The organism is Dyadobacter luticola (genome assembly GCF_005860805.1).
Taxonomy (GTDB): Bacteria; Bacteroidota; Bacteroidia; order Cytophagales; family Spirosomataceae; genus Dyadobacter; species Dyadobacter luticola.
In genome coordinates this window covers 1,837,687-1,864,468 of the sequence record NZ_VCEJ01000004.1, presented here as the reverse complement: position 1 = coordinate 1,864,468, position 26,782 = coordinate 1,837,687, and the positions used below count along the sequence as shown (strand labels likewise).

The window sequence follows — 26,782 nt, the reverse complement described above, 5'->3', positions numbered from 1 at the left end:
CTTCTAGTTGAGTCCGTAAAGCTTCTTCACAACATCCACTTCATGCTGATTCTTAGCGCGGCTGATGCTCAGCATTGCATTTTCCTGATTGAACCGGGTCAGATCGGTGTACAATTGATCCGTTTTATCCGCAGCATTTTCGATCAGTTCCAGCCGCTTCGCATCTGTCATTTGCATCGTGAGGGATTCTACCACCATTTTGAGCAAGTCCACATTCTTTGCAGAATTTTCGAGGATACCTACATACACCTGAAAGATGTAGTTGCGCTCCTGAGCTGTGAAATGCTTATCATCTGAGATCAGTCCCCAAAACCTTTTGTACTCGTCTACGAGCCGGGAGTTTTTATCTGCGATCTGCTTGATCTTGAAATAATAGGCGATAACTGCTTTGACCTTTTTGAGCTCATCATAATACTTTCTATAAAGGTCGCGCTGCTTTTTGACCCAATCGGTGATCTCATCAAGCTGCAATTTTGCCATCGTGTTTTCAATGGCTTTCTGTGCGTTTTGAAGCCTGATCACTTTGTTCTGCCGCCGCTGGATCATCAAATCCACTGCCTTCACAACTTTCTTGATCGCTGCCTTGATGATTGCCGCCCAAGGATTTGCTGCCTGGGCTTCTTGAATGGGCGTAGCCACCAGGGCAAATATCAATGTGAAAAATAGGATGTGCTTTCTCATGTTCCTGCCGTTGATTTCATTTCGCTCGCAAGTGCTGCGATTCCCTTTTGCATACTTCCAAACCGGCCGGCGTATTCGATTACCTTGATCTTCTCGGTTTCTTCGGTGGTGTAGCACAGATATTCTTCCAAACTCACCTCCGTCCGGTAAACCCTTGAAAGCGTACCGCCAAGGCTGATGAAGACTTCTTTGTACTTCCGGAGTGGATCGTTGGCTTTATTAACCGAAAGGATCAGAGTTTTCTCTTTCTCGGTCAACCCGAGCAGTTCCTGGATCTGATCAAACTTGTTCTGGTATTTGCTCTGGTCAAGCAGGATCTTGCAATCGCTGTTGTTGATGATAGCCTGCTTTACGACCGGTGAACTGATGATATCTTCCACCTCCTGCGTCACCACAATCGCTTCTCCCAGATACTTCCGCACGGTTTTGAACAGATACTTAATGTAATCAGCCATACCTTCCTTTGCGATTGCCTTCCATGCTTCTTCAATTAATATCATCTTCCGAATCCCTTTCAGCTTTCTCATTTTGCTGATGAAAACCTCCATGATAATGATTGTTACCACAGGAAAAAGTATTGGATGATCTTTAATATTGTCCAGTTCGAAGACAATGAACCGCTCATTTAAAAGGTCAATGTTCTCCGTCGCATTGAGCAGATAGTCAAATTCTCCGCCCTGATAATATGGTCGCAAAACATAGAGGAGATTAGCCACATCAAAATCCCTGTCTTTCACCTTATCCTCGTCGAGTATCGGGACAAATTCATCCCGCAAGAATTCATAGAAAGTGTTAAAGCATGCAAACTCGTCAGATTCTGCGATGTGAGCATAATACAGCGTTAGCGCATTGGATAAGGCCACATACTCGCTTCGTTTAAACACCTCATTATCCTTTTTCCAAAGTGCCAGGATCAGCGTTTTGATGCTTTCCTTCTTCTCAGTGTCAAGCGCGTCGCCTTCGCCGATGTAAAACGGATTGAACTTGATCGGGTTGGTTTCTTGGTAAGTGAAATAATATCCATTCACTAGGTCACACAAGCCTTTATAGGAATGACCGACATCGACTAGCACAATGTGAGAACCCTGTTCATAATAGCTCCTGACCATGTGATTGGTAAAAAACGATTTGCCACTTCCAGATGGACCGAGAATAAATTTATTTCGGTTCGTGCAAATCCCTTTTTTGATCGGCTCGTCACTGATATCCACATGAACCGGTTTGCCTGTGAGCCTATCCCCAAGTCGCAAGCCGACCGGGCTGATCGAAGAACGGTAACCTGTTTCCAGGTTCAGAAAGCATGAAGCCTGTTCCGCAAAACAATCAAAGGTCTCATTCATCGGAAAATCTGCCGCGTTACCTGGGATGCCAGCCCAAAAAATCTGCGGCGCTCCAGTTGTCTCCTTTTTTGCGACAGCTTCCATTTGGGCGAGTGCAGCGGAAACTTTGTTATTCAATTCATTAAGCTCCTCCTTCTTCTCTGTCCACACCAGCAGATTAAAATGCGCCCTGACCGGCATCCGCTGGGCGGAAATCGCCTCGTTCAAAAACGCATTCGTTGCATCAAGCGCAATAGCATTTTTCCGTGAGTAAGCCGCCAAGGATTGAAGCCGCAACCTTTTTGTTTCCATCTTTCGGAGCGTCTTCTGCCCGTCATCAATGAAAATGTATTGGTTGTAAATATGGTTGCAGCTTAATAGCTGGCCGAGTGAAGACGAATAGCCAATGCTGAACTTAGTCTTGTCCGTCGAGTAGCGGTCGAAGTGGATTTGAGAGCCACACGTACCTGGCAAGTCCTCGGTATCTGCCAGCGTATAGAGCTGACAGTGCTGGCTGCCGATCCGGATATTTTCATCAAACTGTATATCCTTGATCAGCGGCTCGTCTCCTGGCGACAGGTAACAGTACTGCTCGATAATACCAGCCTTCGCGTTGTAGCTCCAAAGTTCATCATCTTTCAACCTCCTCAACTTCACAAATCCGCTGTCCTCCATAATGTGCCGGAACTGACCCACACAGCTATGCAGATCCTGCAATACTTTCTCATCCATCGTTTCCTCCGGCATCAGTGTAGGTCTCACCAGATTTGACACCAGCGAGCTGGAAACCTTCCGGTTTGCTGGCTTTTTGGTGATGTAGATGTAGCAGCTGTGATCCAAAAACGGCCGCTCGTTAAAATAGCGCTCGCTTTGCATCGACAAAAAGCTTTTATCCTCACGCGAGAAGTCCGGCTCATAGCGGCTGTCGACAAACCAATCCTGCTTGTGGAAGACGGAATGTGCTGGCAGTACACGGAGCGCTTTCACCCAGGTTTGGTGAAAAGCCTCATAGTCGTGATCGGAGAGGGTGAATATTTCAGGCAAATCTGCCTGAAATACCACCGTGATGTCTCCTTGCTTGGATAGGATGCAATCGTGTTCCACATCCATGATCGGGATCAGATCATCCAGTAACTTTTCCATTGCTGGTACGGGTTTTAAAAATGCGCCTTGAATTGGACTTCACATATTTGGGCACGCTTCGCCGTGCGAGCATTTTGGTAACGCCGTGCTCGCCATAAGCCGAACTAAGGTGATAAATGCCCATGATCATTGGGATACCCAGGCAAATCACAATGCCCACACAGATGTAAGAGCGGATGCCGCATACGTAAAGCAGCGTGTAAATCGCAAACAAAACAATCGCCGCACCACCCATATACCAGATGTACTGCGCTTTGAGCCCCTTGAATTCAATGGAAGTGTTAATGCCCTTGTTGATTTGGTAAATGCTCGTGCTTGCCATAACGCTTACCCTTATAGGCCGAAGAAAGATTGCAGCACGGTAGCGACCACCACCAGGAAAATACAACTGCCAAACCACGCCGCTGCGACCTTTCCAGTATCATTGTCTCCGGCATTCCATTTCTGGAAAACCTTCACTGCGCCTACAAGCCCGAGCACTGCGCCGATGGCATACATCAGCTGCGTGCCTGGCTCAAAGTAGCTGCGCACCTGGCTGTCGGCTTCGGAGATGCCCGCCGCGCCGTCCTGCGCTTTGGCGATGGTTGCTATTACTGAGAGCAGCGCTGCTGCCCATACTTGTTTTGCCCTGCTTGAAAGGGCGGTTTTCCCACATTTCATACGCCTCGTTGGTTATTGTTTTGAACTTGTTTACTCGGTTTGTCTCCTTGCGGATCCCAAGCCCGAAGGCCCGGGAGCGCAGGAGAGCGGGCTCATCATTAAACCTCCTTCCATAACTCCTCTAGCTCTACAGCACTGAGGTTGATGAAGCCATATTTTGCAGATTCCGAAGTGATCACATTATTGATCGCCTCACGGAACGGCGTGCCTTTGACGGCAGAAAAATCTTTGATTGACATCTGGATTAGAAAAACAAAGTCCCGCTTTTCGTAGCCTTTTTCGTATGCTTCTCTGATGCTAGTCCTGAGCTGCGAGCTGAGCTCTTCGACCTTGGCAAACAAGGCTTCATTTTGCCAGGGTTGCTTTTTTATTTCAACAGGCTCAGCGGTTTCTTCCGGCTGACTTGCCTGCGGTGGGCTTGCCGGTGGGGGCTTTTCCGGCCGTTCCCAGAACCGGGATTTTGAATTGAGCAGTGCTCTGATGTCTTGCCGGTAATATCGGATGCCGATGATCACATAGTAGATCGTCACTGCGGCACCCACTGCCAGAAAGTAGCCTGTCCAGGATAAATGCGTTGCCATAACTCGTGTTGTTTTAAGGTTGCTGCTGCATTGATTACCTGACAAAACAACACTCAAAACCAAGGCTCTTCAAGTACAAGTTTTTCTTGTACCCGCGGTGATATCACTGTACCCTAATGATTATCAACTATATAGAATTTTAGATTGCAGCAAAGCTCGCCAAATTTTTATAGAGACTGCTGAAATGCCCATCAGAGTTTCTTGTATCAATGATGCCACTAAGTTAGGCACAGGGCTGCGGGGCGTAGTGGAAATTCCGGCATAAACACGGGCATGAAATGCCTGCCAGCGTGCGGGGCTTTCCTTTATTCCGTTGCTTCCACTACTTGCTTGACCTGTGCCAGAATGAAGCGCCATAATTCATTCAATCACTTCAAAATAAAGGTAATTATGGAAAGCTTCGCGAATGTTTCAAACTTGTATCAGGTAGCAGAAATTGAGCTGATCTACAAATCCAAAATACAGGCCAGCCAGCGTCCAAAAATAGAATCGTCCAGAGATGCATACGATGTACTAATGCAAAGCTGGAATCCAGACCGTCTGGAATTTATCGAAGAGTTCAAGATATTGTTATTGAACAATGCCAGCCGCGCGCTAGGTATTGTTGAAGTTTCCAAAGGTGGTATTTCAGGAGCAAGTGCCGATGTAAGGATCGTTTTTGCAGCTGCTCTGAAAGCCAATGCAACAGGGATCATCCTGGCACACAATCACCCTTCCGGCCAGCTCATGCCGAGTGACGCTGATAAGTACATTACTGAGAATATGAGAAAGGCTGGAGAGTTGCTGAATATCCGTGTTCTGGATCATTTGATCGTGACGGTGGAAGGGTTTTGTTCATTTTCTGATGAGTTCTTGATTTAATGCTACTACGCAGATTACTTGATTAAACATGACTCAGAGCCAAAGTGCTTCTAGCACAACATTTCGTTTTACCTTTATTTCAGCTTGGTTTGAACGCAATTTTGTATGTCTGTCAGATTCTTTATTCGATCTTTGAAGGATAAACAGGTTGTTTTTTGCTTATTGTAGCGGCTTTTCGCCGCATGCTTTGATAGTAATTGATTGAAAGAGATGTTATACAATGATTGAAGACCAGAGACCAACAGAAAACCAAGTTTTATCGATGCTGGATCGGGTTGGTACGCCAATGTCAGAATACTTAAACTTCAATTTGCCCAGAGTTACAACCGGGGCAAACGATGTTTTTGTCCTTCAAAAATCTGGTAATAGATACTTCTCAGAGTTCTTGAATCATGATGTGAACATAGAGATTGAGCTTTTGCGCAAAGTGCTAACTTCATCGGACTTTGCCCGTTATTCAATTAAGCAGACAGAATTATTTCTTCTGTTCCCATATTATGCAACCGATTCAAATAGTAACGTCATCTCCGAGAATGAATTATCAAGAAACTATCCCCTCGCCTGGAACTACATAAAAAAATGTGAGGACAGATTGAAGTCACGCTCTACCAGGCAAATGCAATCAGAATGGTATGGGTACTCAACAGACCGAGACTTGTATATCCTTCAAGAAGAGCTTATTGTCGGAAAGATGGTTTCTGGAAAACCAGCTTTCGCTATAAAGGAGGGAGATACATTTACATTGAATGAAACACTTGGTAATTCTTTGCCATATATTTCGAAACATACACAGGTAAATATCGATCTATGGTTCGTTTTGTCATTGGTAAATAGCAAAATATTAATTTTTTATATGAAAATGAGATCTGGTAGAACTTCTACTAGTCAAATGCGGATCTCAAAAAAGAGCTTGCAGAACTTCCCAATAATAGTCCCTGATATAAATACACAAAACACTTTTCGAAATATTGCGAAGATCGTTCGGTACATCTCTGACGAGTTAACAGAGGAAAGTATAAATGAGTATGTTCCAAATTCTCATATTATAGCAACATTTGATGGTCTACTAGAAGCAATGGTATATGAATTGTACTTTGGTGAGCATTTTAGAAATTCGGATGTTCACATATTAGAACATTTGACTTTGGAAACTGAAAATTTTGATTTGATTGAAAAATCAAAATATATTGAAACTATACATAGATTATATCAATTTGTTAGGTCTAAGGAGAACTTAATAAATGCGAACATGAAATTAATGGATATTAGATTACAAAGCCTCCTTTCTACGGTCTATAAATTAGCGAACTAATGCACAGGATTAGCAAGATTAATCTAATAAATTTTAAATTCTTTTTTGGTCATCAAACATTAGAACTAGACCGAAAAAATCTCCTTTTATATGGTGAGAACGGCAGTGGTAAAAGCTCAATTTATTGGGCACTGTATACTTTTTTGCAAAGTTGTACTAAGTCCAATGATCAAGAGGTCAGAAAATATTTTGATACAGCTAATGAGCAGAATCTTGTTAATCGGTTTGCACCGGCTGGTAGTGAAGCGGGAATAGAGGTCGAGTTTGAGGATAACCACGAAGAGATTATAAGAAATAAGATATCCACTAGGACTATCAATACTCGGACCTCTCAATTTATTAAAGAGGTTACAGCGACAAGCGATTTTATAAATTATCGTTTGTTATCATCGATATATAATTGGAGTAATCGGCAGATAATAGATATTTTTCCCATGTTCGAGGAACATGTGTTGATGTTCGTTAATTTTAGGGAAGAGGTGCGACCAGGAAGTTCAAATGCTTCTGACTGGTGGACACACCTTAAGCCGGGGCTTGTCCCGAGACCAACAATGAGTCATCCTTCATATAGAAATTTTCAGGAGTTGGTTGCTAAATTTAATGTTGAATTTGAGCTGTTAATCAACAGAATTATTGAGTCAACAAATGATTATATTCAGGATAAGTTTAATGAACCCCTGAAAGTGAATCTGGAATACATACCATGCAGTTATGATGCATTTGAATCAGGAAGTACAACAAAGAGAAATCACATAACCTTACCCCCCAAAATCATACTAACTATCACATACATTCACGCTTCTCTAAATGGCGAAAATAGTTTAATAAGTAGACCACAATCATTTTTAAATGAAGCGAGATTGACTTGTGTAGCATTGGCCATACGATTTGCTGTGTTGGATGAAAAATTTATCGAGGGAAGACCTAAAATATTGGTTTTGGATGATTTGCTTGTAAGTTTAGATATGGGTAATCGTGATACGGTGCTTGAATTGATATTAAAGCTCTTTAAAGACTATCAAATCTTATTGCTAACACACGACCGCCACTTCTTTAATCTTTGTAAGAAACGGATAGAATATGAGAATATGTCGAAGGACTGGTTAGTAAAGGAGATGTATAGCGGTATCGAAAATAACATACCAAAACCATTTATTCCTAACAATCTAGACTATGTAGATAGAGCTGAGAAATACATAAAAGAACATGACCTTCCTGCAGCAGCCAATTACTTACGGAAAGAGGTGGAGAGATTACTAAAGTATTTATTGCCTAGAAATAAAACGATTGCATTGACCGAAGAAGAGGGTTCTAAACCGTTGCAACTTGATACTTTAATGGATAATTTCAAAAAACATTATCTTGATTTTGGAGGTAGTCGTAACGATTTTAAGAAGCTTAAAGAGTTTAAGGATTTGCTCCTTAACCCGCTTTCGCATGATAACATAGACACTCCAATTTATAGAGATGAATTGGAAAGACTGAAAGTTGTCGTTCTTAACCTTCGAAAACTCAGGTATAAGACAATTGTAAAGGTAGAAGATGGAACAGAGTTTGTCAGTATAAGAGAAACGGATACAGATGGAGTGCGATGGGCCTATAAAGTTTTGTTGATCGAGCCATTTAAAGCCTTCAAAACTTTGGATGGTTCTTGGAAAATAAACGACCCAGTTAGCTTATTCGAACGTAGAAAGAATCGTGATACAGGAGACATTGAAATGCTTGGGGTTGAAACTACACTTTTAAAAGGATATAGAAATATTAGACATAGACTCCGTATCACGCACCATGATGAACCTCACTTGTTAGACGTGGTACGTATATATTGGAATGGGGCTTGGCAGCTTTCTCGAGTTGCTGTCGATGAATTCAATTCAGAACCTTAATGTGTTTTTTGACAGGTAGGTTCTACTGTTGATATTTCATCACTTTAAACATTATAACTGATTGATATAGTGGTCTATTCAACGGTTGGATCAAAGATATTCGTGCTCTCGTAGAGCATGCTATTTCACCAACCGCTCCAACCGCCCCATCATCTCATCCTTCTTCTTCAACATCCGCTCATACAAAGCAATCTTCTCCTCATGAAGCTGCATAATTTTGTCAACAGGATTTGAGTGAACTGGTCCGTAATTCGTGGAATTACCAAAAGGACTGTCATTGAATGTATTCGTGATGATGTTTATTGCTTGATCCTCATCAAAATTTCGAATAGCCTCTGCCGGGATTTTGAGAATCGCCGCCACTTGCTCCAAAATGTCGGAATCGATCTTTTCTCTTTGTTCGAGAAGGGAGATTTTTTGCTGGTTCCAATCTTCGCCGAGCTCGAACGCCAACGCTTCCTGTTTGAGGCTTAATAACTCTCTGAATCTCTTCAAATTACGGCCTTCGTGGATCTTTGGATTGGAAGTAGTATGTGCCATGTGGAAAGGGTGTTTGGTTAAAAAAGGCAATTTATATAAATCTGCCGGGAAGTGCCCGGATATCTTACAAGCATTGCTATGTATGTTACCAATCGATAGCGTTGCGAATAGATGCAGGCAGTCTTTGCTTTGCAGAAAACGTAAATACAAGAACTTGTACCGCACTCAAAGAATCAACAGATATGGGCCTGCTCTTCTGACTTTAGATTATTCTTCACACTATCGTTACAGATTGTCTATCCTTCGCAATACAGACACCGTTTTTTAGAATATATACCTCGACATAGTGATTGCCGCGAAAGTTTGTAGTCTCTGAATGCGAATCTTCACCCTTTACAATTTGGCCGCGTATTGAGTTGTGCCGAATAGCTTCTTGTCCGCGATTTAGCGTTTTCCAGTATACCTCATATGGCCAGGGTACATTGGTTTTGATATTAAATGATAGAGAACGCCCCACCTTCACCCTGCTTCCTCTACTTGCCAGTTTGAAGTCCATAAATCCGGCTTTCTTTGAAACTCTTCCCAAAATTTGAACGAAAAAAGAAGAGTTGATTTGCTCTTTTATGCCCAGGTCAGCAAGATGTTGCTCAGTGTCCGCGTAATTAACGATGCTGCCGTCGGACATTCTCCGTTCCGAACTTCGTTTCTCATCTGGCTTTTTGAAATCCTCTCCAAACACTTTTTGCCATTTAGAAAGACTTTTGTCCTGATCAGCCTCTTCGTATGCATCGGATACTTTTTCAGAATAATCGATGATCTTGCTTCGAAATACTAACCAACCATCTTGATTCCATCGATCTCCAAAGTTTTCGCCCGTGTCCCCAGGATCAGAAATGGTCGGCATGTAATAATTACTTTGCACATAAGAACTTAGCTTACGAAGTATTGTATACAAAGCTGTTGGGACATCTTCATAACATTTAGGATCCTCCAGAAGAGCAACGTCGTTAACCTGTTGGCCGAGTAACGTGCTTAGAATGATGGATTTAATGCTGAACGTTCGCTTGTAATCCCGCAAAAACTTAATCAGACGGACAACTTTGACAAAGTGGTGTTTTGTAATTCGGTTTTTATCATCAAGCCATTCTGTAAATTTTTCAGGATCAGTTAGTTCAAATAGATCTTCGTGGCGATTTGTCACATATTTTTCACTGTGCCTTTCCAAGTAAGGAACAATATCAAGGTGAAAATCATTTGCATACTTTACGGTCACACAGCGCGTTTTCCGACTTACCTTGTCTTCGTAGATACTTCCTTTAAATGTTTTGTAGAGATTATTAACATAGTCGCACGCGTTCCAATCTTCGAACTCTTCGATGAAAAGTAAAACGTCCGCGTCATACTCATCGGTCGATTTTACGGGCTTGATTATTGTTTTATGGGCGTATGATCCCTGCGGAATCACATCCAAGAACTTGTCCTTGAATTGTTGCGAGGTTTTTAGAAAATTGGTGATCGCCTCAGTTCGATCGTCCAAGGTGTCAATCCTGGTGGAATTAAGATTCACTTCATTTTCAAGAAAGTGTTTGAAGTAGTTAGTTAGTTTCACGAGAGTTGATGGTTAGTGCTGGTGCATATGTCTGGCCGTTATAATCCCAAATTGTGAGAGAGGGATGCACATTACGCATTATGCCTCTTCCACACACAACTGCGACGGTGAGAGGCACAGCCAAAAATAGCCTGATTTCTAAGCAAGATTTATGATCAACTTCAATCTGGCTTAGAAAATCATGGTAGGTCTTAGTGAAATTCTCGAGAGATTGACGCTTTCTCACTGTATCCCGAGTTGGTAAGACATTTTTTGGGCGAAGGACATAAATATTTTGGTCGTCTGAATCGGGAACTGTTGATAACTCAATCGTACCACTTATGTTCAGAACCAAGCTAACATTGGAGCTAGATGAATTTTGTGTTTGAATAGCTTCGAATTCAATATCATCGCCATCTTCTGGCCAAACCCAACTTTCCGTGTTGCCCCGATGTTTCTGGAAAAGCAGTGTCGGAATTTTATCATCTAATTTATATCCTAAATAGACTAATAACGGAATTCTTGAAAAGGCGAAAACGGATAGATGGCGAATTCTGCCTTTTTTAACTCCTTCTATAATTATGTGAAAGGCATTATCTATAATGAGCTTACCCATTGCCCAGTAGTTATGCCAATTCTCTTCTGGCTCTGGCAAGGTCGTCAGATCAATTTCGACACCTTGCTTATCGAAACTGTCGAGGAAGTGTGCAAATTTATTGTCACAATCAAGTAAGTCGACCATTGCTCTCTGTTGTGACAATTCAACGGTTGCACCACGGATGTTTCCTAGCAGCCTTATCACGACAGATTCCGAATCATCTTTGAGATTCGTTAAGCGGAAAATCCGCGCTTCGTGATTTTTCTTTAATAGAGCTAATCTGTCAACAGTAAAGACCTCAATCGCTTCTTTTGAATCCGCTATTTTGTGATGCTCAGCACAAAGCAAAATCAAGTTCTCAACCAAATTCCTTTCATTCAAGGGCGTGTCAGCCTCTCCTCGCGGTGAATTTGCTTTCTTAGTCCAGCCAACGATATGGGCCATTTCTCCGACATTTACCCCATACACTAAATCCAAGAGATACTTGTTGCAGTATGCGCATCTACCACCGGATCTCACCCATAACTTAACCCTATCAGCTTCTTTAATACTCGGACGCCTATCGACAGTGTAATTATCAAGTTCAATTGTAGTTAATTCTGCCATTTTAGTTGCGAGATGGATTATACACTTGTTTGGGGTTTATGGAATCGGCTTATTTATGAGTAAAACCAAAAGGAGTTAAAGAGGCAAACAAATCCTCCTCAAAAACCACTTCCGGCCCGGCACCTTTCTTCTTCATATTCATAGCCTTCTCCACCTTACGTCCGTACATTTCAAATGCCCAGGCAGGGTTCCGTACGTCGCAGATCACCAGGTAGTGAAGCTTTGCAGTCACCGAGTCGGCGGCAATGCCTCCGTACATTTCAACAATCTGCGCCAGTTCCTTCCGCGAATACCTCGAAGACTCTCCGGTAAAGCAGAAGCTGTATTCCTGGATCAGGATTGAAACCTGCTGCTCGGCAAGCTTGACAGGGACGGTGACCTTCTCTTGTTCGGTTGGTCTGATGGAGGTAATGGATTGGCAGAATGTAAGCAACTCGCTGTGATCGTCAGCCGATAACTGTCGCTCTGCTTGAATGCGCTCAATGGCCGGTAGCAGGGTATCAAATGGCCAGGTCTTAAACATGAGCGCATTGTTGGAAGTCCAATTGCCCAAAGCAGTAAGCTCCTCAATGTTGATCGTTTGGTCCGCAGAGATCCCAGCTAGAAACCCGCCAAGTTGTTGCGTGGAAGATGTGATCACATCATAATATGGATTCCGGTTGTAATCCAGATAATTCTTGCAAAGCCAGATCAAATCCTCAGCCTCTTCCTCTGTGACAACGCCATCGCTGATAACGGCATTGATCTTGGCGACAAACTTGTTGTAGGGAGCCTTGGCCTGCAAGCTGGAAACAGAGCTGATCCACGCGCGGAGCATTTCAATCTCGTTGTCATTAATATGGCCGTCTGCTTGAATGCCAGAGATTAGCCCGTAAAGGGTGTTTAAATCTTTGTGAACCTGAGCCGGCCCGCAGAATTGGCGGAATGATCCACTGTCGTAAGTGTTGAAATAAGAGGTGTCGAGCATGGGAGGTTGAGTTGGGTTTGAGCAACAAGTGATTTTATTGCGCAACCTACTTCTACAAATTGGGATAACTTATTAAACGGTTTTCAACATGCTCACTTGAACTGTGAATCCACTTGCGGCAGTGATTTGACGCATTTGGCACTACCTGTGGGCATGACTCGTTCGGAAGTCAGATTCAGACGCCTTGCATGCAAAAAGACGATCGTGAAAATTTTCGCTAACTATTTCTAACTTAGATCAACAAACCCTCACTCATGATATTTGTTTTTATAATTCTCGGCGTAGTCTTCTTCTATTTCCTGTTCAAGTCTGATAAGCAAGCGAGTCGTAAGTCAGCACCTTTGAACCACAATCCAAATTATCGCCCTACCTCGCAGGTTCAAACGAATTCTCCACGCTATATGACGACGGAAGACGTGCGCGCCCAGCGCTCGAAGTCAATAACGGCATCTAGCAACGAAAATATGGTTCGGAAGTTTCCAACATTCGTTGACGAGTCTATCATTGAGGTTTCTCCAGAACCTATACCAATTTCTTATCATACAAGTTATTATCCGAATTCTCCAAGTGAATCTGTACACACTCCTGTATATGATTATGAAGAATACGCACTTGGCAAAAAGTATAAGGAAAAGCTCGAACTAACAAAACAGGAGATTGGCTGGCTTAATAAGTTCTGGAATCATGCAAATGCTTTCAATTCAATTGAGGGATGTGAAATTGAAATCATCCGCCTCTACCTAGCGTCAGTAAAACGAATAAACAGTTTCTTAAAGAAGGAAGCATCGAGCCTGAGCAAAGAGGTTGAAGCACTTGCCCAAAAAAATATTGAGATCCGCAGAGCGCAGAATACTTACTTCACCGACTATGACGTCAAGATGATCAAGCAGACTGTAGAGCGGGACGTCTACCAATTAATTTATAGAAAATCGGAATTTCTGGTGAGGGAACGATGGAATCATAAACGAAAAATTCAAGCTGACTTCTATACAAATGAACAAGAAGTCAGAACAGCCTTCAATGAACGGCTGTCTCCGGTGATTGAAAACTCAATTAAAATGGTATCCAGCCAACTCGTTGAGCCCGATGATGTTACGGAGATTGCACTAAACGAAATAAACCCGACTCGTTGGAGAACTGAGTTTGAAAGAATACTTGAAAATTATGATAAAATAGGCCATCAGAATTCGCTGGAAGCTTTACACCGGCTAGGAAGGCAGAATGTGAAGAATCCGTCGGTAGAGAACATCTATTACGAGTCTTCAAAACATCTGGCAGCATTTGATAAACTAGAATCCCTGAGGTTCTATCTCCATTATATCTTGCATGATCTCAATTCTAAACAGGTCGACAATAAGCAGCTAAATAAAACGATTCAAAAAAAGCTGTTTACAAAGCAGAACGAACTAGATTCTTTTCAATCTATCGTAGATAACCTTGTAAAATCGAAAGATCTTGCCCGAGCTCTGACGGACGTTTCAGGCATTTACGCCACCAAGAGAAAGCACATAGCTCTTGACATTAATGCTGTCCAACTGGCTGAAAAGCAACATGCTGGTACGGTCGAGATTCTCAGCGAATATCTGAAAGATGAAAATGAACCGGTTCAGCTCGTTCACACCGAATCGGCGCCGGAAGGGGAAGTGACCATTACGATTACTTCCATCGAAAGCAAAACCGAATTAGATGTCCAGTCGGGAAATGTTGACTTTTCGCCTGTTCAGCGTCAGTGTCTGAAAAACTTTGAAGAGAATGGGTTTGCTCTTTCATTTGAGGCGATCGAGGCATTTGCCAAGACAAACGGATTATTTAAAAATCACTTGATCGACGGCATTAACGATCGCTGTATGGATCTGCTCGATGATGTTTTGATCGAAGAGGTTGAAGAAGGATTTGAGGTCAATGAAAATTACTATAAACAGATATTTCCCGCATGACTGCCAACGTAAAACCCAAAGAAGCTACCGCTATCATCAATTCACTATTAGGTGGTGTAGTACCCAAAATCGGTGTTCAACACATCACCGTCGGCCGATCAGACGAAGTCGACGCATTTCTAAAAGCCCTGGACGATGTGAAAAATGGGCATAGCATCGTCAAATTCTGGATCGGAGATTTCGGGTCCGGAAAATCCTTCATGCTTCATTTATTGAATACAGTCGCACTGAAGCAGAAGTTTGTCGTCGCAAACGCAGATTTCACGCCAGATAACCGCCTTTATGCAAACGATGGCAAGGCGGTTGCCCTATATGCAGCCATCATGGATAACATTGCGATCCAGACGAAACCGGAAGGTGGGGCATTAGGCACTTTACTAGATAAGTGGATCGAGCAGATTATGATGCAGACGGCGACAAGCAACAATATTAGCTTGGGCGACATACGTGATGAGAAGCATAGCCCGCTGATTCAGCAGAATATTATTAAGACGGTCAACGAAATTACTGAGGTCGGCGGCTTTGATTTTAGCTGGGTTATCACAAAATACTACGAAGGCTTCATCAAAGAAGATGATGCACTAAGACGCAATGCGTTGAAATGGCTGAAAGGTGAATATAGGACCAGAACGGAAGCAAGGCAGGATTTGGGCGTTCGGGATATCATTCACGACCTGAACTTTTACGATATGCTCAAAAACTTCTGTAAGCTGTTCGTGAGCATTGGATATTCCGGATTCATGATCAACCTGGATGAAGCGATCAATTTGTACAAGATCTCAACTTCGGTAATGCGTGAGAAGAATTATGAAAAGATTTTGACCATCTACAATGACTGCTTCCAGGGCAAGGTCAGTAATCTGTTCATCAACTTCGCGGGAACGAAGGAAGTGCTTGAAAACCCAAGACGCGGCCTTTTCAGCTATCAAGCTTTGAAATCCAGGTTAGAGACGAACAAATTTGAGACTTTGGAAATTCGCGATTTCGCCCAACCCGTGATACGACTTCTCCCATTGGATAACAATGAAATTTTTGTCCTTCTAAAAAAGTTGAAAGCTGTATTTGACCTCCATTACGCTGTGCAACTTGATGTTGACGATAGCGACATTCATCAATTTATGGAGGAGTTGTATAACAAGCCTGGCGCGGCGGAATTTCTAACCCCGCGCGAGGTAATACGCGACTTCTTGAATATTCTGAGCATCATCAGGCAAAACCCTGGTGTTGACAAGAAGAAGCTTTTTGGCGAGATTGAAATACATGACGAACGCCCGGATGAATCAATCTTTGCAGACATTGAGGAGCTCTGATCGTGTTTGAGCTACTCTCTGAACCTATCCGAAAATACATCCGCGACAAGCGGTGGGAATATTTACGCCCAATACAGGCAGCGGCAATTAAGAAAATTCTTTCGTCCGATGAGCATGTCATCTTAGCTTCTCGGACTGCTTCCGGCAAAACGGAAGCAGCCTTCCTGCCAATCTTATCTAAGGTAGATTTCCGCCAGTCAGGTGTTAAGGTCATTTACATTTCGCCGCTGATTGCGCTGATCAATGATCAGTTTCAGCGGATTGAAGATTTGTGCTCGTATTTGGATGTAAGAGTAACAAAATGGCATGGTGAAGCAAGCCGCAGTTTGAAAGAGCAGCTTATCAAAGATCCCAGCGGCGTTCTGCTTATCACGCCCGAGTCATTGGAAGCTATGCTCGCAAATGCACCTCAAAACGTCCGAAAACTATTCGGAGCGGTTAATTACATTGTCATTGATGAGATTCATTCTTTTCTTGGTGCAGATCGTGGAATCCAGCTCAAATCCATACTTGCCCGACTTAAACCGTTTAATGTCGGAAAAGCATTGATAATTGGACTTTCGGCAACAATCGGAGAGCTCAATTATGGTCTGGTAAAAAGTATGACGGGGGATGAGGCAAACACAAAAATATTGCTTGACAAGGCAGCGAAAGAAATAGAGGTTAATCTTAGGTACTATGCTGCCGTAGGGCCGGATTTGCCAAGCGATTTGCTGAACAATCTTTATCTCGAGACCAAAGATCAGAAAGTCTTAATTTTTCCTAATAGCAGAAGCCGGTGTGAAGAAGTGGCCGTCAAGCTTAAAAAGCGATCTGAGAGCGTGAAGGGGCATCCTTATTATTTTTCGCATCATTCTTCCATTCACAGAGAGCTAAGAGAATACATCGAAACATTCGCCAAGACGAATGTCAGATATCCATTTTCCATTGCCTGCACTTCAACGCTAGAACTAGGGATTGATATTGGTTCCGTGGATATGGTTGTGCAGATCGATTCAGTCCATTCGATTTCTTCACTTGTACAAAGACTTGGAAGAAGCGGGCGACGGGAAGGGGAAAAGAGCAAGCTTCTTTTTTATGCGACGAACCCCTGGTCATTGCTGCAGACTTTGGCATGTCTTGACTTATTTGGAGAAGGGTACATCGAGCCATTGAGGCCAGCAATTAAACCGTACGATATTCTTCTTCACCAGGTGCTGGCTTATGTTAAACAATTTTCTGAATGTGATTTCGCTAAGCTCTGGTCGAATATCCGTACAAATCATGCATTCTTAGATATCGAAGCACACGAACTTAAAGATATTGTCAATTGGCTCTTGAAAACTGAGATGTTGGAGCAAATCAATGGGCAGTTGATTATCGGCGTAGACGGTGAATATGTTGTGAATTCAAAAGATTTTTACACTGTATTCAAAACTGAGCCTGCGTACAAAATTCTTCACCAGGAAAGGCCGATTGGAGAAATGCCTTTTTCTCCTCAGTTGGAAGTAAACGAAAATATTCTGTTGGCTGCCAAAATCTGGAAGATCATTGACATTGATCATAAGGCCGCGAAAATCAGTGTAGTACCAGCGAGCGACGGTAAAAAGCCAGTATTTTCCGGAAGTGGCGGTGCAGTGCATTCAAAGATTCGCGAAAGGATGTTGGAAGTTTTATTTGAAAAGCGCGAGCCAAGTGGAATGGTTGATGATGCTTCGGAGGCGTTACGCCAGTTGCGTAGGGACTTTTCCGGATTTACCATCGAATGCCTCGAAGACGACAGACCGGTTCTATATAAAGACAATGTTGTACAGCTATACGCATTTCAAAGCACGCTCGTAAACAGAACCTTGGCTTTCTTTTTCCGCAAGCTGAATTTAGATTTCGCGTATGAAGATTCAGATACCAGTTTTACATTCCGAGAACTTTCACAGGAGCTGCCTACAATTTTCAAGCTCTCTGTAGGTCTTCTCCCTGATTTACGCACACACATTGCGGATGACTTAGAGGCGAATCCTTCGTCAATTGCTTTCTCGAAATGGGGCGAGTATCTGCCGGTTAAATATCAGGTTGAACTGTTAATTAATAAATACTATGATTTCGAAAACACATTGTCATTTTTGAAAAGAGTGAATCTTGTTCGAATTAATTAATTCAAATAGCGTTCGAAGCTAAAAGTAAGTGAGATCAGCCCAACCTCGCTTTCCAGTCTTTTTTCATCTGAGCATATTCGATATTACTTTCTGCCTGCTTCCACTTGGAATAGAATACAGCAGCAGCTTCTGCTTTTTCTTGCTGCCCACTGCCTTTTTTAAGAAGTGCATAATCGTTGTCCTTATCGTATTTCTTTCCTCCCTTATAATTGGCGTAACGCCGCGCCCTGGTAAATCCCATTTGTAAATATTTGCGTGCCATATCTGCGCCTACAAAATCATGTTGATCCATGTAAGCTAGGAACAGTTCGGAAATTTTGTTGCTGCTTTCCTCGGCAATTGCCTTTGTTTTGAATCGCCAATGTGTTCCTATTTCGGATTTGTATGGTTCACATATCAATACACCTTGCTCACCTTTGCCAACCCGATAAAGTTCCGGCTGTTTTTTGTAGTCGATATCAGGCTTCCACTCGTAAGCTTGATTATTGAAATCCAGGTAAGAGGGTTTATCTGCCATTCGCTTTTTTAGTGAAGAGGACATCCAATTTCCCAAATGTGCCCAAACGGATCTTTGAGCTTCCCAATCTTCCAATCTTCTTCAACCGTGACAGGACAAATTTGCGTAGCTCCGGCCTTCAATGCATTGGCGAATATTGTGTCGGGATCGGAAGTTGTCAAAATCATTCGAACAGGCGATCCTCCTATTGTTGCTGGACTAAGATTGTCAAATTCCGGTTCCTCATCCCCAATCCAGAAGTCTGCATTTCCTATTGCAATTCTCGCATTTGTTCTACCATCGTTGGTATACTTTTCCAACATAGCAGCATCAAATGCCGCTTCGTAAAAAGCAGATGCGTCCGAAGCATCGGTGACTACCAGGAACGGTGTAATGTTCAGTTTTATATCTGCGCTCATAATTAGATTTAGCGGTTTATTTCTAATAATTACAACTTTGGTCCCGCAAGGTAATTCTGGTCTTAAACAAGGTCGACTTGTCCTTTGGCTTTTAAAGAATCTAATACAGCTTTAAATACTCTGGCCTTTTTGATTGCGAGGTGTCCATTAGGTGCCCAAAATGTCCCGTGAAGATTATCGCCCAGATCAGCTGACGCTGTCCCGCCAATCCTATTCAAATTATGCATCAACTTATCTACACTTAGTTCATCAAGGTCGGCGCCAAGGTCATCTACCAGTTCAATGCCGTTTCGATTAATGTTAAAGTTAATCATGTACGGTGTTAAGCCAACGTCAACTAATCGTTTGTACCTGTCCGTTTTGAGCTTGTTTGAGGATTTTAAAATTGGCCTGAGCCCAACTCCACCTTCTACAAATGCATTCACACGCTTAACCAAATTAAGAGCGCAACCGAAATCAGAAAATGCAGCCGGCGGTTCGCCTAACCTTTTAGCGAATGTGGCAATCACCCATACAAATGTTGGATCGTCAATCTTGGTAATGTCAGAAGTTGAAAGTCCTACGCTATGATAAAGTTCTCGCGTAGTCATTGGGAATTTGGTGGTCATAGCGAAAAGTCGGTTTGTTGATGAATGAGCAGTTGAGATATTTTAAGTATCAATCGAATGATTCCAAAAATATCCAAATGGCGTCTTAAATTCAAGTGGCTGTACGAAATTATGCAGACCTAAATATTGGTTCGAGATGTTATCGTCTGACTGAGTGGCCTTTATAACTTGAAAATTTCTTACAACTTTGCGAGCCGGTCATTCAAGTCCACTAGACCAGACTTTTGCAGACAATCGGCTGACAAGGCAAGCAGTTCATCCTTCGACTCACTTGAAGCTATGTCGATCAAGTCGGGATTGCTTTCATCACCAGGAATTCTAAGCGCCCTTCTAATTGCCTGGGTCAGCAGCAAAACATTCCGCCTGCTGATTTTCAAATCAATTTTGATTTGGTCATTCATTCCGGGGATACTCATGATGGTATCATACACACTGGTCAAATCTTTCACGTTCATCATGTCTTTTTTAAGTTAGAATTGGAACTGTACAAAGCTACCAATTGCCCTTGAAACGATCCTAAGGAGAATTTACCTAGGATAGGTGTCTGACTTTCAAGCTCCTTACTTTCGCTGTCACGAAACAAAACACTGAGCAAAATGAGGGAAAGAACGAGGGGAAATGGTGGGCTTTTGACCTTGGCCCAAATCAAGGAACTGGACATTGTGGATTATTTATTGGAGCTCGGGTTCGAGCCAGACAAAATCAGAAATGTCGACCATTGGTATTTTTCGCCATTTAGAAGTGAGCGAACTGCCTCATTCAAGGTCAACAGAAATCTTAATCGATGGTATGATCATGGGCTGGGTAGCGGTGGGAACCTTGTCGATTTTGCAATACTGTTTTATCAGTGTACCGTCCGCGAAGTGGTCAATCTATTTTCGGATTATCTATCCTTTCACAAGCCACGACCGAGACCTGTTCCAAGGGTGATGCATGTTACTAAAAGTCCACTGGAAATTTTATCGACGGCGACTTTAAGCAGTGAATCGCTAATCAGTTACATCTCGTCAAGATGTGTGTTTGAAGAAATAGCCAAGCGATATTGCAGGCAGGTGAATTACCGAGTCGGTGACCGGAGGAATTTTGCCTTGGGCTTGCAGAATGATTCAGGTGGTTACGAGCTGCGCAACTCATTTACAAAGCTTGCGAGCAGTCCGAAAGACATAACCACCATTGATGTTGGTGCCACGACTGTCTCAGTGTTCGAAGGGATGTTTGATTTTTTATCGTACAAGACCATCATGACCCAGACGGTCGAAGTTCCCGAAAACCATGTAGTCCTGAATTCCATTTCCCTCTTTGAAAGGTCGCGCCCGTTTCTCGAACGTCATGAGCAAATTAACCTTTACCTCGATCGGGACAAAGCGGGTATCAGATGCAGTGCGGCGGCGAAAGCGATCAGTGAAAAGTACAACGACGCCAGCTTGCTATATGACGGCTTCAATGATCTCAACGATTGGCTGATCAGCATCACCTGACTCCGCTAACATTGAAGTTCTTCATTGAAGAAAATATCAACGGCGACTTGTCAAAAGGCTGAAATGATTGCCTCTTATCCGCAATCGGCCAGATGTCAGTTTGTTTTACAAACTAAGGATCTGGCCCGCTTAAACACTCCGGAGTCGTTGGCGGGATTGAATGAAAAATGAATGTCGAAACGTGAAAATGATAGTGTGATGAAGAAAGACAACAACAATCGAATCAAGATGCTGAATGTCCGCTTAACGCCAGATGAGTTTCAGCAGCTTCTTCGGAAAGTGCAAAGAACAACATGCCGGAGGACAAGCGAGTACGCAAGGAAAGTATTGCTTTCCGAGCCGGTTATCGTCAACCACCGGAATCAGTTATTTGACGAGGTGATGGTTGAACTGACGCGCCTCCGTCGCGATCTGAGTACGGCTGGAAATAACCTCAATCAAGCCGTCAAACGGCTACATGCACTATCTAAAATTGCTGACTTCAGCAGCTGGTTGGAAACCTACGAGGGTGATAAAAATCGCCTGATCGAGCTGGTGAATGAGATCAATATTTACATCAGTAAAGCCTCGAAAATATGGTTGCAATCATAAAGACGGGAGCGTCGATCCGCAGTACTTTTTACTACAATGAGAATAAGTTAAAGGAGGGCCTGGCAGAGTGTATTATGGCCGGAAACTACCCGGATGATGCCGCCAATCTGAGCGAGCAACAGCGTCTAAATATGCTCTTAAAACTGGCTGCGTTGAACACCAATGTGGTACGAAATAGCGTTCATATTTCCCTAAATTTTGATCCGTCTGAACAGCACTCGAAGTCTCTATTGAAGGAGATTTCGCAATCCTATATGGAGAAGATTGGGTTCGGTGACCAGCCGTTTTTAGTATACCAACATCATGATGCCGGTCATCCCCATATCCACATCGTCTCCGTGAAAGTTGCACATGATGGAAGCCGGATTGAAACGCAAAACATCGGGCGTAACCAATCAGAAAGGGCCAGGAAAGAGATTGAAAACGACTTCTATTTGGTGAAGGCTTCAAGCAAAAAGCAACAGCAATCTGAACATTTGAAACCTGCTTTGGTCGGCGCGAATTATGGCAAGGTTGAGACCAAAAGGGCAATTTCAAACGTGCTTTCTGGAGTTATCGGCAAATATAAATTCACTTCCATTCCCGAGCTAAATGCCGTCTTGAACCGCTACAATGTGGCGGCAGATCGCGGAAATGAAGAGTCCAGAACTTTCAAGAAAGGTGGGCTTCACTACCGGCTGCTGAATGCAAAGGGCGAACGGGTCGGTGTGCCTATAAAGGCTAGCGACTTTCATCAAAAACCGACATTAAAATACCTGCTTGACAGGTTTGAAGCTAACGATCAATTGCGGCAAACAGACAAGCTAAGAGTCAAAAACGCGATTGATTTCACACTGTATGGAAAGTCGAATGTAACACTGGATCGCCTAATAAATATTCTCGAACGAGATGGAATCGACACCATCCTCAGAAAGAATGAAACCGGTCTGATGTATGGTATAACCTATGTTGATCACCGCTCAAAGGCAGTATTTAACGGGAGTTCTCTCGGGAAGAATTACAGTGCGAAGGCCATCCAGGAACGCTGTGTGAGCTTGGATGCTCTGGCCCTTAGCCAGGGTTTGCAGTCTCAGCAAATAGGAAGCGAATCAACTCGCCAAGGTCAGATTGTAAACTCCCGAAATGTTGCAGTGATTGCCACAGATCAGGGAAGCGATAAGGCAATCCAGAACGAACAAGATTCACTTTTTGACCCTGTAAAACAAGATGGTTTTACGCCTTCGAGTCTTCGTGGCAACAAGCGAAAAAAGAAAAAGGGCTTTTCTCAATCACTCTAAACGACTTCCAACATGGCATCCAACACTGGCGAAAATGACATAAGTCTTCGCAAAATAACTGACATGACGCGCATGATCAGCATACTAATTCTTGCATTGCATTTTTACTATTTCTGCTACCAGGCTTTTCAACACTGGCATCTGACATATTCGATCTCCGATCGGATTTTGGATAAAATTTTGGCCGCAGGACTTTTCTCATCATTTGGCAAAACGAAGATTCTTGCGCTCATTTTTTTAATCATTTCGCTTGTTGGAGTGAAAGGAAAAAAGGGCGAAGATATTCGTGCTAAGCCTGCATTGATCAAGGTTTTGTCTGGGCTGGCCGTCTATTTATTAAGTGTGATCATACTTAAAACAGCTGTGGAGGTGCAGTTGAAATCAGTTCTATATATGATTAGCACCGCGATTGGTTTTCTGCTGATATTGTCAGGAGGCAGCCAGTTTTCGCGACTGATTACGGCCCGTTTGAGCAGCGACATTTTTAATAAAGACAATGAAAGTTTTCCGCAATTTGAACAACTTCTAGAAAACGAATACTCGATCAACCTTCCGGCAGAATACCGTCACAAGGGCAAAAGACGGCAGAGCTGGATCAATATCATTAATCCCTTTCGGGGGGTGTTGGTTAGCGGATCGCCAGGGTCTGGAAAGACATTTTTTGTTTTTCGGCATGTGATCGCTCAACACATCGAAAAAGGCTTTTCCATGTTTGTCTACGATTTCAAATACAGTGATTTGACCCTGCTAGCATACAATGCGTGGATCAAACACAAGTCTAGTTTTCCGACCGAGCCGGCTTTTTATACAATCAATTTCGATGATCTGTCACGTAGCCATAGGTGCAACCCATTGAGTCCTGAGAGCATGTTTGACATCACCGATGCAGTTGAATCAGCACGCACTATTTTGATGGGATTGAACCGGGAATGGATCAAGCGCCAAGGCGATTTCTTTGTCGAATCGTCTATCAACTTTATGACAGCGGTCATCTGGTTTTTGTGCCGTTATCGTGACGGCGAATTCTGTTCTTTGCCTCATGTCATCGAGCTTATGCAGTTAGATTACGACCGTCTCTTTACGATCCTACGGGCGGATAGTGAGATTGAAGTATTGATCAATCCTTTCATTACTGCATACGAAAATGAGGCAATGCAACAGCTCGAAGGCCAGATCGGATCTACGAAAATTGCCCTCGCACGCCTGGCATCGCCGCAGCTTTACTATGTGTTATCAGGCAATGATTTCACCATGGATATCAATGATCCTGACGCTCCAAAAATTGTCTGCATGGGTAACAACCCGCAGAAAATACAGGTCTACGGAGCAGTACTGTCCCTGTATATCACCCGATTAGTCAAGCTGGTAAACCAGCCCAATAAATCTAAAAGCAGCTTGATTTTCGACGAGTTCCCTACTATATACCTCAACAGTATGGATACGCTTATAGCTACCGCCAGGTCCAACAAAGTCGCAACGACAATTGGTATCCAGGATTTCAGCCAGCTGAAAAAAGATTATGGGAAAGACTACGCAGAAGTAATTATGAATATCACTGGTAACATTATTAGTGGGCAAGTGAGTGGGGAAACCGCGAAGCAACTGTCGGAACGATTTGGTAAAATCCTGCAGGGACGAACAAGTTTGTCTATCAATAGAACCGATACTTCGGTCAGCAAGTCTCAGCAGCTTGATGCTGCGATTCCACCCTCGACTATATCGTCCTTAAGCTCTGGCGAATTTGTAGGTTTTGTTGCTGACAATCCCAATGAGCGGATTGATTTAAAAGGATTTCACTCACAATTTACAAATACGGAAAATCCATTCGCTGGTAATAATTATCAGTCCGAATTACCCACAGTTAGAAAGGTTGACTCATCCATTGTCCAACATAATTATCGGCAAATCAAGCAGGATGTTGAACGAATTGCGGAGAGTGAGATCAATCGGATTGCCGAAGATTCTGAGCTCCGCCACCTAATTATTAATAAGGCCAAGAATTAAAGCAACTTGTTTTACAAAGCCAAGAATTGGACAAAATGAATACTGCTTAAAATCAACAGAATAGATAAATCCGTCTAGTTTTTTCAAAATTTCTTCTAATATTTTTCTAATAACTATAACTTACTTTGATTGTTATTTACGTAGTTTGCAGTCCCTCTTCTTAAAAATAGGATATTAATTTACACCAATTTTTATACTATGAAAGAGGCAACTTCAGAAGACAAGGGGCTCATTGTCAGCATCCTTACAGAGTCTTTCCAGGACAATCAAAGTGTTAACTATCTCATTCCTGCGGACAACAAGCGGCTTAAAAGAATCCGTGCGCTGATGGAGTATTCTTATGAAACTTGCAGGATGTTTGGGAAGGTTTACTTATCGGACGATAAGAGCGGTTGCGCATTGATTTCCTTCCCGGAGCGAAAAAAGACTACATTAAAATCGCTGTGGTTAGAGGTAAAACTCATTCTTACGGGAATCGGATTTGGTAACATTTCAAGAGCAATCAATCGGGAGAAGGAAATTTCCAAGAACTATCCAGCACACCCAATATACTATCTATGGTTTATTGGCGTGCAGCCATCTATGCAAAACAATGGTGTCGGAGAACAGCTAATGTCTGAGCTTCTCGCCGAGTCTGAGCGGATGAAAAGACCAGTCTATTTGGAGACATCGACGATGAAAAATCTGCCTTGGTATAAGAAGTTTGGACTCGATGTCTATAATCAATTAAACTTTGGATATAATCTTTTTCTCATTAGAAATGGTCAATAGAGATGCGGGTTGGTGGAACGGACATGCACATTGTCACGCTTATATTTATCATACTCGAACTCATTATGTTCGTGTACCAGATTTTCTATTATCTAGGTCATCCGCAGGATAAGCACAGGCTTTATTATGTAGGGTTGCTATTCTTCCTGATTCTTAAAAATATTGCGAGTGGCTTCTTTCCTGACCCAAACCTGCCATCACCTTCGCTGGTTGTCCAGTACGCAATCGCTTATGGGATGGGTTTCCTCATGGGTGCATATTTCCCTTACTATTTCTACAAAGCTTTTGAGCTCGCGCGGTTGCGATGGCACGCATTATACGGCGTTCCGCTATTTATCTTACTGCCCTTCGCGATAATTTTTCCTGGCAAGTTCTTATTCGATGGAAACATAGATACAGCCATAAACTACGGTATGGTGATACCGGCCGGATATGCGCTGATCCTTCTTTTCCTGATTCAACAGTCAATCCAGGCGAAATATAAAAAGGACATTCAAGATCGGAGATTCTTCGAGGTGACAGCCGTATATCTCGCGGTTGTTCCATGGGCATCGCTTCCGTTCTTCGCATTTTTCAGAATCCATCAAGTCCCCGAAGCACTTCTTACCAACGTAGGCTTCATTGTCATAACGGTATTATTTATCCGGCGCTCAATCCGTGAAAGTCGACAAGAATACGATAAGTTGTTAAAATTGGCGAGTGCAAATGGCAATGAATCCTTGTCCAAGCTTGATCTTATTGAGCAAATGATCCGTCAATTAGAAGCAACTGGCATATCGCCTTCCCAACGCTTTGAGATCAATCTTGGCACAGTTGGGCTCACAGCGCGTGAGAAGGATATCGTTCGCCAGGTACGCAGTGGCAAGACCTATAAGCTGATTGCCGACGAACTTTATATTTCGGAGCGTACGGTTAGCAAGCATATCCAAAATGTGTTTGAGAAGCTTGGTGTCTCAAATCGAGTTGAATTACTCAATCGATTGGAAATTTGGGAAAACGGCTAATTCATGCAGTTGAGGCCGAAATACGTGTTTTTGCGTAGTCGATTTGCGTCTTTTTGCGTAGGCTTGAAGCATT

At 42.9% G+C, this 26,782-nt stretch carries 25 protein-coding genes; 12 read left to right on the top strand and 13 right to left on the bottom strand.

Annotation, left to right across the window (positions count from 1 at the left end; translation table 11 throughout):
• Positions 1–3: 3 nt before the first annotated feature.
• The 5 genes from FEN17_RS18480 to FEN17_RS18460 form a co-directional block, all read right to left on the bottom strand.
• On the bottom strand, positions 4–681 hold the full coding sequence (locus FEN17_RS18480) for a conjugal transfer protein TraI (protein ID WP_138366788.1): 678 nt from the start codon (positions 679–681) through the stop codon (positions 4–6).
• Positions 678–3,143, bottom strand: a complete 2,466-nt coding sequence (locus FEN17_RS18475; protein WP_138366787.1) for a TraG family conjugative transposon ATPase — start codon at positions 3,141–3,143, stop codon at positions 678–680. The genes FEN17_RS18480 and FEN17_RS18475 overlap by 4 nt, the downstream gene beginning before the upstream one ends.
• Positions 3,124–3,465: a DUF4133 domain-containing protein gene (locus FEN17_RS18470; protein WP_138366786.1), complete on the bottom strand. Its 342-nt coding sequence runs from the start codon at positions 3,463–3,465 to the stop codon at positions 3,124–3,126. Before FEN17_RS18470 ends, FEN17_RS18475 begins: the two co-directional genes overlap by 20 nt.
• A gap of 11 nt (positions 3,466–3,476) precedes the next feature.
• Positions 3,477–3,803, bottom strand: a complete 327-nt coding sequence (locus FEN17_RS18465; RefSeq protein WP_138366785.1) for a DUF4134 domain-containing protein — start codon at positions 3,801–3,803, stop codon at positions 3,477–3,479.
• A gap of 98 nt (positions 3,804–3,901) precedes the next feature.
• Positions 3,902–4,384: a hypothetical protein gene (locus tag FEN17_RS18460; protein WP_138366784.1), complete on the bottom strand. Its 483-nt coding sequence runs from the start codon at positions 4,382–4,384 to the stop codon at positions 3,902–3,904.
• 390 nt (positions 4,385–4,774) lie between these two features.
• Between FEN17_RS18460 and FEN17_RS18455 the strand changes: the two genes are divergently transcribed.
• The 3 genes from FEN17_RS18455 (at position 4,775) to FEN17_RS18445 (ending at position 8,443) form a co-directional block, all read left to right on the top strand.
• On the top strand, positions 4,775–5,245 hold the full coding sequence (locus FEN17_RS18455) for a JAB domain-containing protein (protein WP_138366783.1): 471 nt from the start codon (positions 4,775–4,777) through the stop codon (positions 5,243–5,245).
• 220 nt (positions 5,246–5,465) lie between these two features.
• The gene (locus FEN17_RS18450) at positions 5,466–6,557 is read left to right on the top strand and encodes a TaqI-like C-terminal specificity domain-containing protein (RefSeq protein ID WP_138366782.1); all 1,092 of its coding nucleotides are present in this window, start codon (positions 5,466–5,468) and stop codon (positions 6,555–6,557) included.
• Complete coding sequence (locus FEN17_RS18445) at positions 6,557–8,443, top strand: AAA family ATPase (RefSeq protein WP_138366781.1); 1,887 nt, start codon at positions 6,557–6,559, stop codon at positions 8,441–8,443. Before FEN17_RS18450 ends, FEN17_RS18445 begins: the two co-directional genes overlap by 1 nt.
• Positions 8,444–8,563: 120 nt before the next feature.
• Here FEN17_RS18445 and FEN17_RS18440 read toward each other — a convergent pair whose 3' ends face one another.
• From FEN17_RS18440 to FEN17_RS18425, 4 genes are all read right to left on the bottom strand, one after another.
• A complete protein-coding gene (locus FEN17_RS18440) occupies positions 8,564–8,983 on the bottom strand; it encodes a helix-turn-helix domain-containing protein (protein ID WP_138366780.1) in 420 nt (139 codons plus the stop codon).
• 214 nt (positions 8,984–9,197) lie between these two features.
• Positions 9,198–10,532, bottom strand: a complete 1,335-nt coding sequence (locus FEN17_RS18435; protein WP_138366779.1) for an SMODS domain-containing nucleotidyltransferase — start codon at positions 10,530–10,532, stop codon at positions 9,198–9,200.
• Positions 10,519–11,715: an SAVED domain-containing protein gene (locus tag FEN17_RS18430; RefSeq protein ID WP_138366778.1), complete on the bottom strand. Its 1,197-nt coding sequence runs from the start codon at positions 11,713–11,715 to the stop codon at positions 10,519–10,521. The genes FEN17_RS18435 and FEN17_RS18430 overlap by 14 nt, the downstream gene beginning before the upstream one ends.
• A 49-nt stretch (positions 11,716–11,764) precedes the next feature.
• Complete coding sequence (locus FEN17_RS18425) at positions 11,765–12,682, bottom strand: BRCT domain-containing protein (RefSeq protein ID WP_138366777.1); 918 nt, start codon at positions 12,680–12,682, stop codon at positions 11,765–11,767.
• A 254-nt stretch (positions 12,683–12,936) separates the two neighbouring features.
• Here FEN17_RS18425 and FEN17_RS18420 point away from each other — a divergent pair, with 254 nt between their 5' ends.
• From FEN17_RS18420 to FEN17_RS18410, 3 genes are read left to right on the top strand one after another with little or no spacing between them, the layout of a single operon-like run.
• Positions 12,937–14,619 carry a tellurite resistance TerB C-terminal domain-containing protein gene (locus tag FEN17_RS18420; protein ID WP_138366776.1) on the top strand — a complete coding sequence of 561 codons (1,683 nt, stop codon included), beginning with the start codon at positions 12,937–12,939 and terminating at the stop codon, positions 14,617–14,619.
• Complete coding sequence (locus FEN17_RS18415; protein WP_138366775.1) at positions 14,616–15,929, top strand: ATP-binding protein; 1,314 nt, start codon at positions 14,616–14,618, stop codon at positions 15,927–15,929. The genes FEN17_RS18420 and FEN17_RS18415 overlap by 4 nt, the downstream gene beginning before the upstream one ends.
• Before the next feature lie 2 nt (positions 15,930–15,931).
• A complete protein-coding gene (locus tag FEN17_RS18410; RefSeq protein ID WP_205748170.1) occupies positions 15,932–18,061 on the top strand; it encodes a DEAD/DEAH box helicase in 2,130 nt (709 codons plus the stop codon).
• 34 nt (positions 18,062–18,095) lie between these two features.
• Here FEN17_RS18410 and FEN17_RS18405 read toward each other — a convergent pair whose 3' ends face one another.
• The 4 genes from FEN17_RS18405 to FEN17_RS18390 form a co-directional block, all read right to left on the bottom strand.
• A complete protein-coding gene (locus FEN17_RS18405) occupies positions 18,096–18,578 on the bottom strand; it encodes a DUF4385 domain-containing protein (protein WP_229208875.1) in 483 nt (160 codons plus the stop codon).
• An 8-nt stretch (positions 18,579–18,586) separates the two neighbouring features.
• A complete protein-coding gene (locus tag FEN17_RS18400; protein ID WP_138366772.1) occupies positions 18,587–18,976 on the bottom strand; it encodes a VOC family protein in 390 nt (129 codons plus the stop codon).
• A 62-nt stretch (positions 18,977–19,038) separates the two neighbouring features.
• The gene (locus FEN17_RS18395; protein WP_138366771.1) at positions 19,039–19,584 is read right to left on the bottom strand and encodes a hypothetical protein; all 546 of its coding nucleotides are present in this window, start codon (positions 19,582–19,584) and stop codon (positions 19,039–19,041) included.
• A gap of 179 nt (positions 19,585–19,763) precedes the next feature.
• Positions 19,764–20,042 carry a hypothetical protein gene (locus FEN17_RS18390; protein WP_138366770.1) on the bottom strand — a complete coding sequence of 93 codons (279 nt, stop codon included), beginning with the start codon at positions 20,040–20,042 and terminating at the stop codon, positions 19,764–19,766.
• Between the two features lie 138 nt (positions 20,043–20,180).
• On the opposite strand from FEN17_RS18390, the gene FEN17_RS18385 reads away from it, so the two are divergent.
• The 6 genes from FEN17_RS18385 to FEN17_RS27865 all read left to right on the top strand — a co-directional run bounded on the left by FEN17_RS18385 (position 20,181) and on the right by FEN17_RS27865 (position 26,709).
• Positions 20,181–21,062, top strand: coding sequence for a DUF8464 domain-containing protein (locus FEN17_RS18385; protein WP_138366769.1), 882 nt, complete (start codon positions 20,181–20,183; stop codon positions 21,060–21,062).
• 198 nt (positions 21,063–21,260) lie between these two features.
• On the top strand, positions 21,261–21,653 hold the full coding sequence (locus tag FEN17_RS18380) for a plasmid mobilization protein (protein ID WP_138366768.1): 393 nt from the start codon (positions 21,261–21,263) through the stop codon (positions 21,651–21,653).
• Positions 21,638–22,930, top strand: a complete 1,293-nt coding sequence (locus FEN17_RS18375; protein WP_138366767.1) for a relaxase/mobilization nuclease domain-containing protein — start codon at positions 21,638–21,640, stop codon at positions 22,928–22,930. The genes FEN17_RS18380 and FEN17_RS18375 overlap by 16 nt, the downstream gene beginning before the upstream one ends.
• Positions 22,931–22,942: 12 nt before the next feature.
• Positions 22,943–24,934, top strand: coding sequence for a conjugal transfer protein MobC (mobC, locus tag FEN17_RS18370; RefSeq protein WP_138366766.1), 1,992 nt, complete (start codon positions 22,943–22,945; stop codon positions 24,932–24,934).
• Positions 24,935–25,132: 198 nt separating this feature from the next.
• The gene (locus FEN17_RS18365; protein ID WP_138366765.1) at positions 25,133–25,705 is read left to right on the top strand and encodes a GNAT family N-acetyltransferase; all 573 of its coding nucleotides are present in this window, start codon (positions 25,133–25,135) and stop codon (positions 25,703–25,705) included.
• A 71-nt stretch (positions 25,706–25,776) separates the two neighbouring features.
• A complete protein-coding gene (locus FEN17_RS27865) occupies positions 25,777–26,709 on the top strand; it encodes a helix-turn-helix transcriptional regulator (protein ID WP_310589769.1) in 933 nt (310 codons plus the stop codon).
• The last annotated feature ends 73 nt before the right edge of the window (positions 26,710–26,782 follow it).

Bases quoted from the DNA above. Each gene is read 5' to 3' on its own strand.
- FEN17_RS18430 (WP_138366778.1), bottom strand. From the start codon at position 11,715: ATGGCAGAATTAACTACAATTGAACTTGATAATTACACTGTCGATAGG.
- FEN17_RS18445 (WP_138366781.1), top strand. From the start codon at position 6,557: ATGCACAGGATTAGCAAGATTAATCTAATAAATTTTAAATTCTTTTTT.
- FEN17_RS18375 (WP_138366767.1), top strand. From the start codon at position 21,638: ATGGTTGCAATCATAAAGACGGGAGCGTCGATCCGCAGTACTTTTTAC.
- FEN17_RS18420 (WP_138366776.1), top strand. From the start codon at position 12,937: ATGATATTTGTTTTTATAATTCTCGGCGTAGTCTTCTTCTATTTCCTG.
- FEN17_RS18465 (WP_138366785.1), bottom strand. From the start codon at position 3,803: ATGAAATGTGGGAAAACCGCCCTTTCAAGCAGGGCAAAACAAGTATGG.
- FEN17_RS18470 (WP_138366786.1), bottom strand. From the start codon at position 3,465: ATGGCAAGCACGAGCATTTACCAAATCAACAAGGGCATTAACACTTCC.
- FEN17_RS18390 (WP_138366770.1), bottom strand. From the start codon at position 20,042: ATGATGAACGTGAAAGATTTGACCAGTGTGTATGATACCATCATGAGT.
- FEN17_RS18425 (WP_138366777.1), bottom strand. From the start codon at position 12,682: ATGCTCGACACCTCTTATTTCAACACTTACGACAGTGGATCATTCCGC.
- FEN17_RS18380 (WP_138366768.1), top strand. From the start codon at position 21,261: ATGAAGAAAGACAACAACAATCGAATCAAGATGCTGAATGTCCGCTTA.
- FEN17_RS18365 (WP_138366765.1), top strand. From the start codon at position 25,133: ATGAAAGAGGCAACTTCAGAAGACAAGGGGCTCATTGTCAGCATCCTT.
- FEN17_RS18395 (WP_138366771.1), bottom strand. From the start codon at position 19,584: ATGACCACCAAATTCCCAATGACTACGCGAGAACTTTATCATAGCGTA.
- FEN17_RS18400 (WP_138366772.1), bottom strand. From the start codon at position 18,976: ATGAGCGCAGATATAAAACTGAACATTACACCGTTCCTGGTAGTCACC.
- FEN17_RS18405 (WP_229208875.1), bottom strand. From the start codon at position 18,578: ATGGCAGATAAACCCTCTTACCTGGATTTCAATAATCAAGCTTACGAG.
- FEN17_RS18415 (WP_138366775.1), top strand. From the start codon at position 14,616: ATGACTGCCAACGTAAAACCCAAAGAAGCTACCGCTATCATCAATTCA.
- FEN17_RS18455 (WP_138366783.1), top strand. From the start codon at position 4,775: ATGGAAAGCTTCGCGAATGTTTCAAACTTGTATCAGGTAGCAGAAATT.
- FEN17_RS18440 (WP_138366780.1), bottom strand. From the start codon at position 8,983: ATGGCACATACTACTTCCAATCCAAAGATCCACGAAGGCCGTAATTTG.
- FEN17_RS18460 (WP_138366784.1), bottom strand. From the start codon at position 4,384: ATGGCAACGCATTTATCCTGGACAGGCTACTTTCTGGCAGTGGGTGCC.
- FEN17_RS18385 (WP_138366769.1), top strand. From the start codon at position 20,181: ATGAGGGAAAGAACGAGGGGAAATGGTGGGCTTTTGACCTTGGCCCAA.
- FEN17_RS18475 (WP_138366787.1), bottom strand. From the start codon at position 3,143: ATGGAAAAGTTACTGGATGATCTGATCCCGATCATGGATGTGGAACAC.
- FEN17_RS18450 (WP_138366782.1), top strand. From the start codon at position 5,466: ATGATTGAAGACCAGAGACCAACAGAAAACCAAGTTTTATCGATGCTG.
- FEN17_RS18480 (WP_138366788.1), bottom strand. From the start codon at position 681: ATGAGAAAGCACATCCTATTTTTCACATTGATATTTGCCCTGGTGGCT.
- mobC (WP_138366766.1), top strand. From the start codon at position 22,943: ATGGCATCCAACACTGGCGAAAATGACATAAGTCTTCGCAAAATAACT.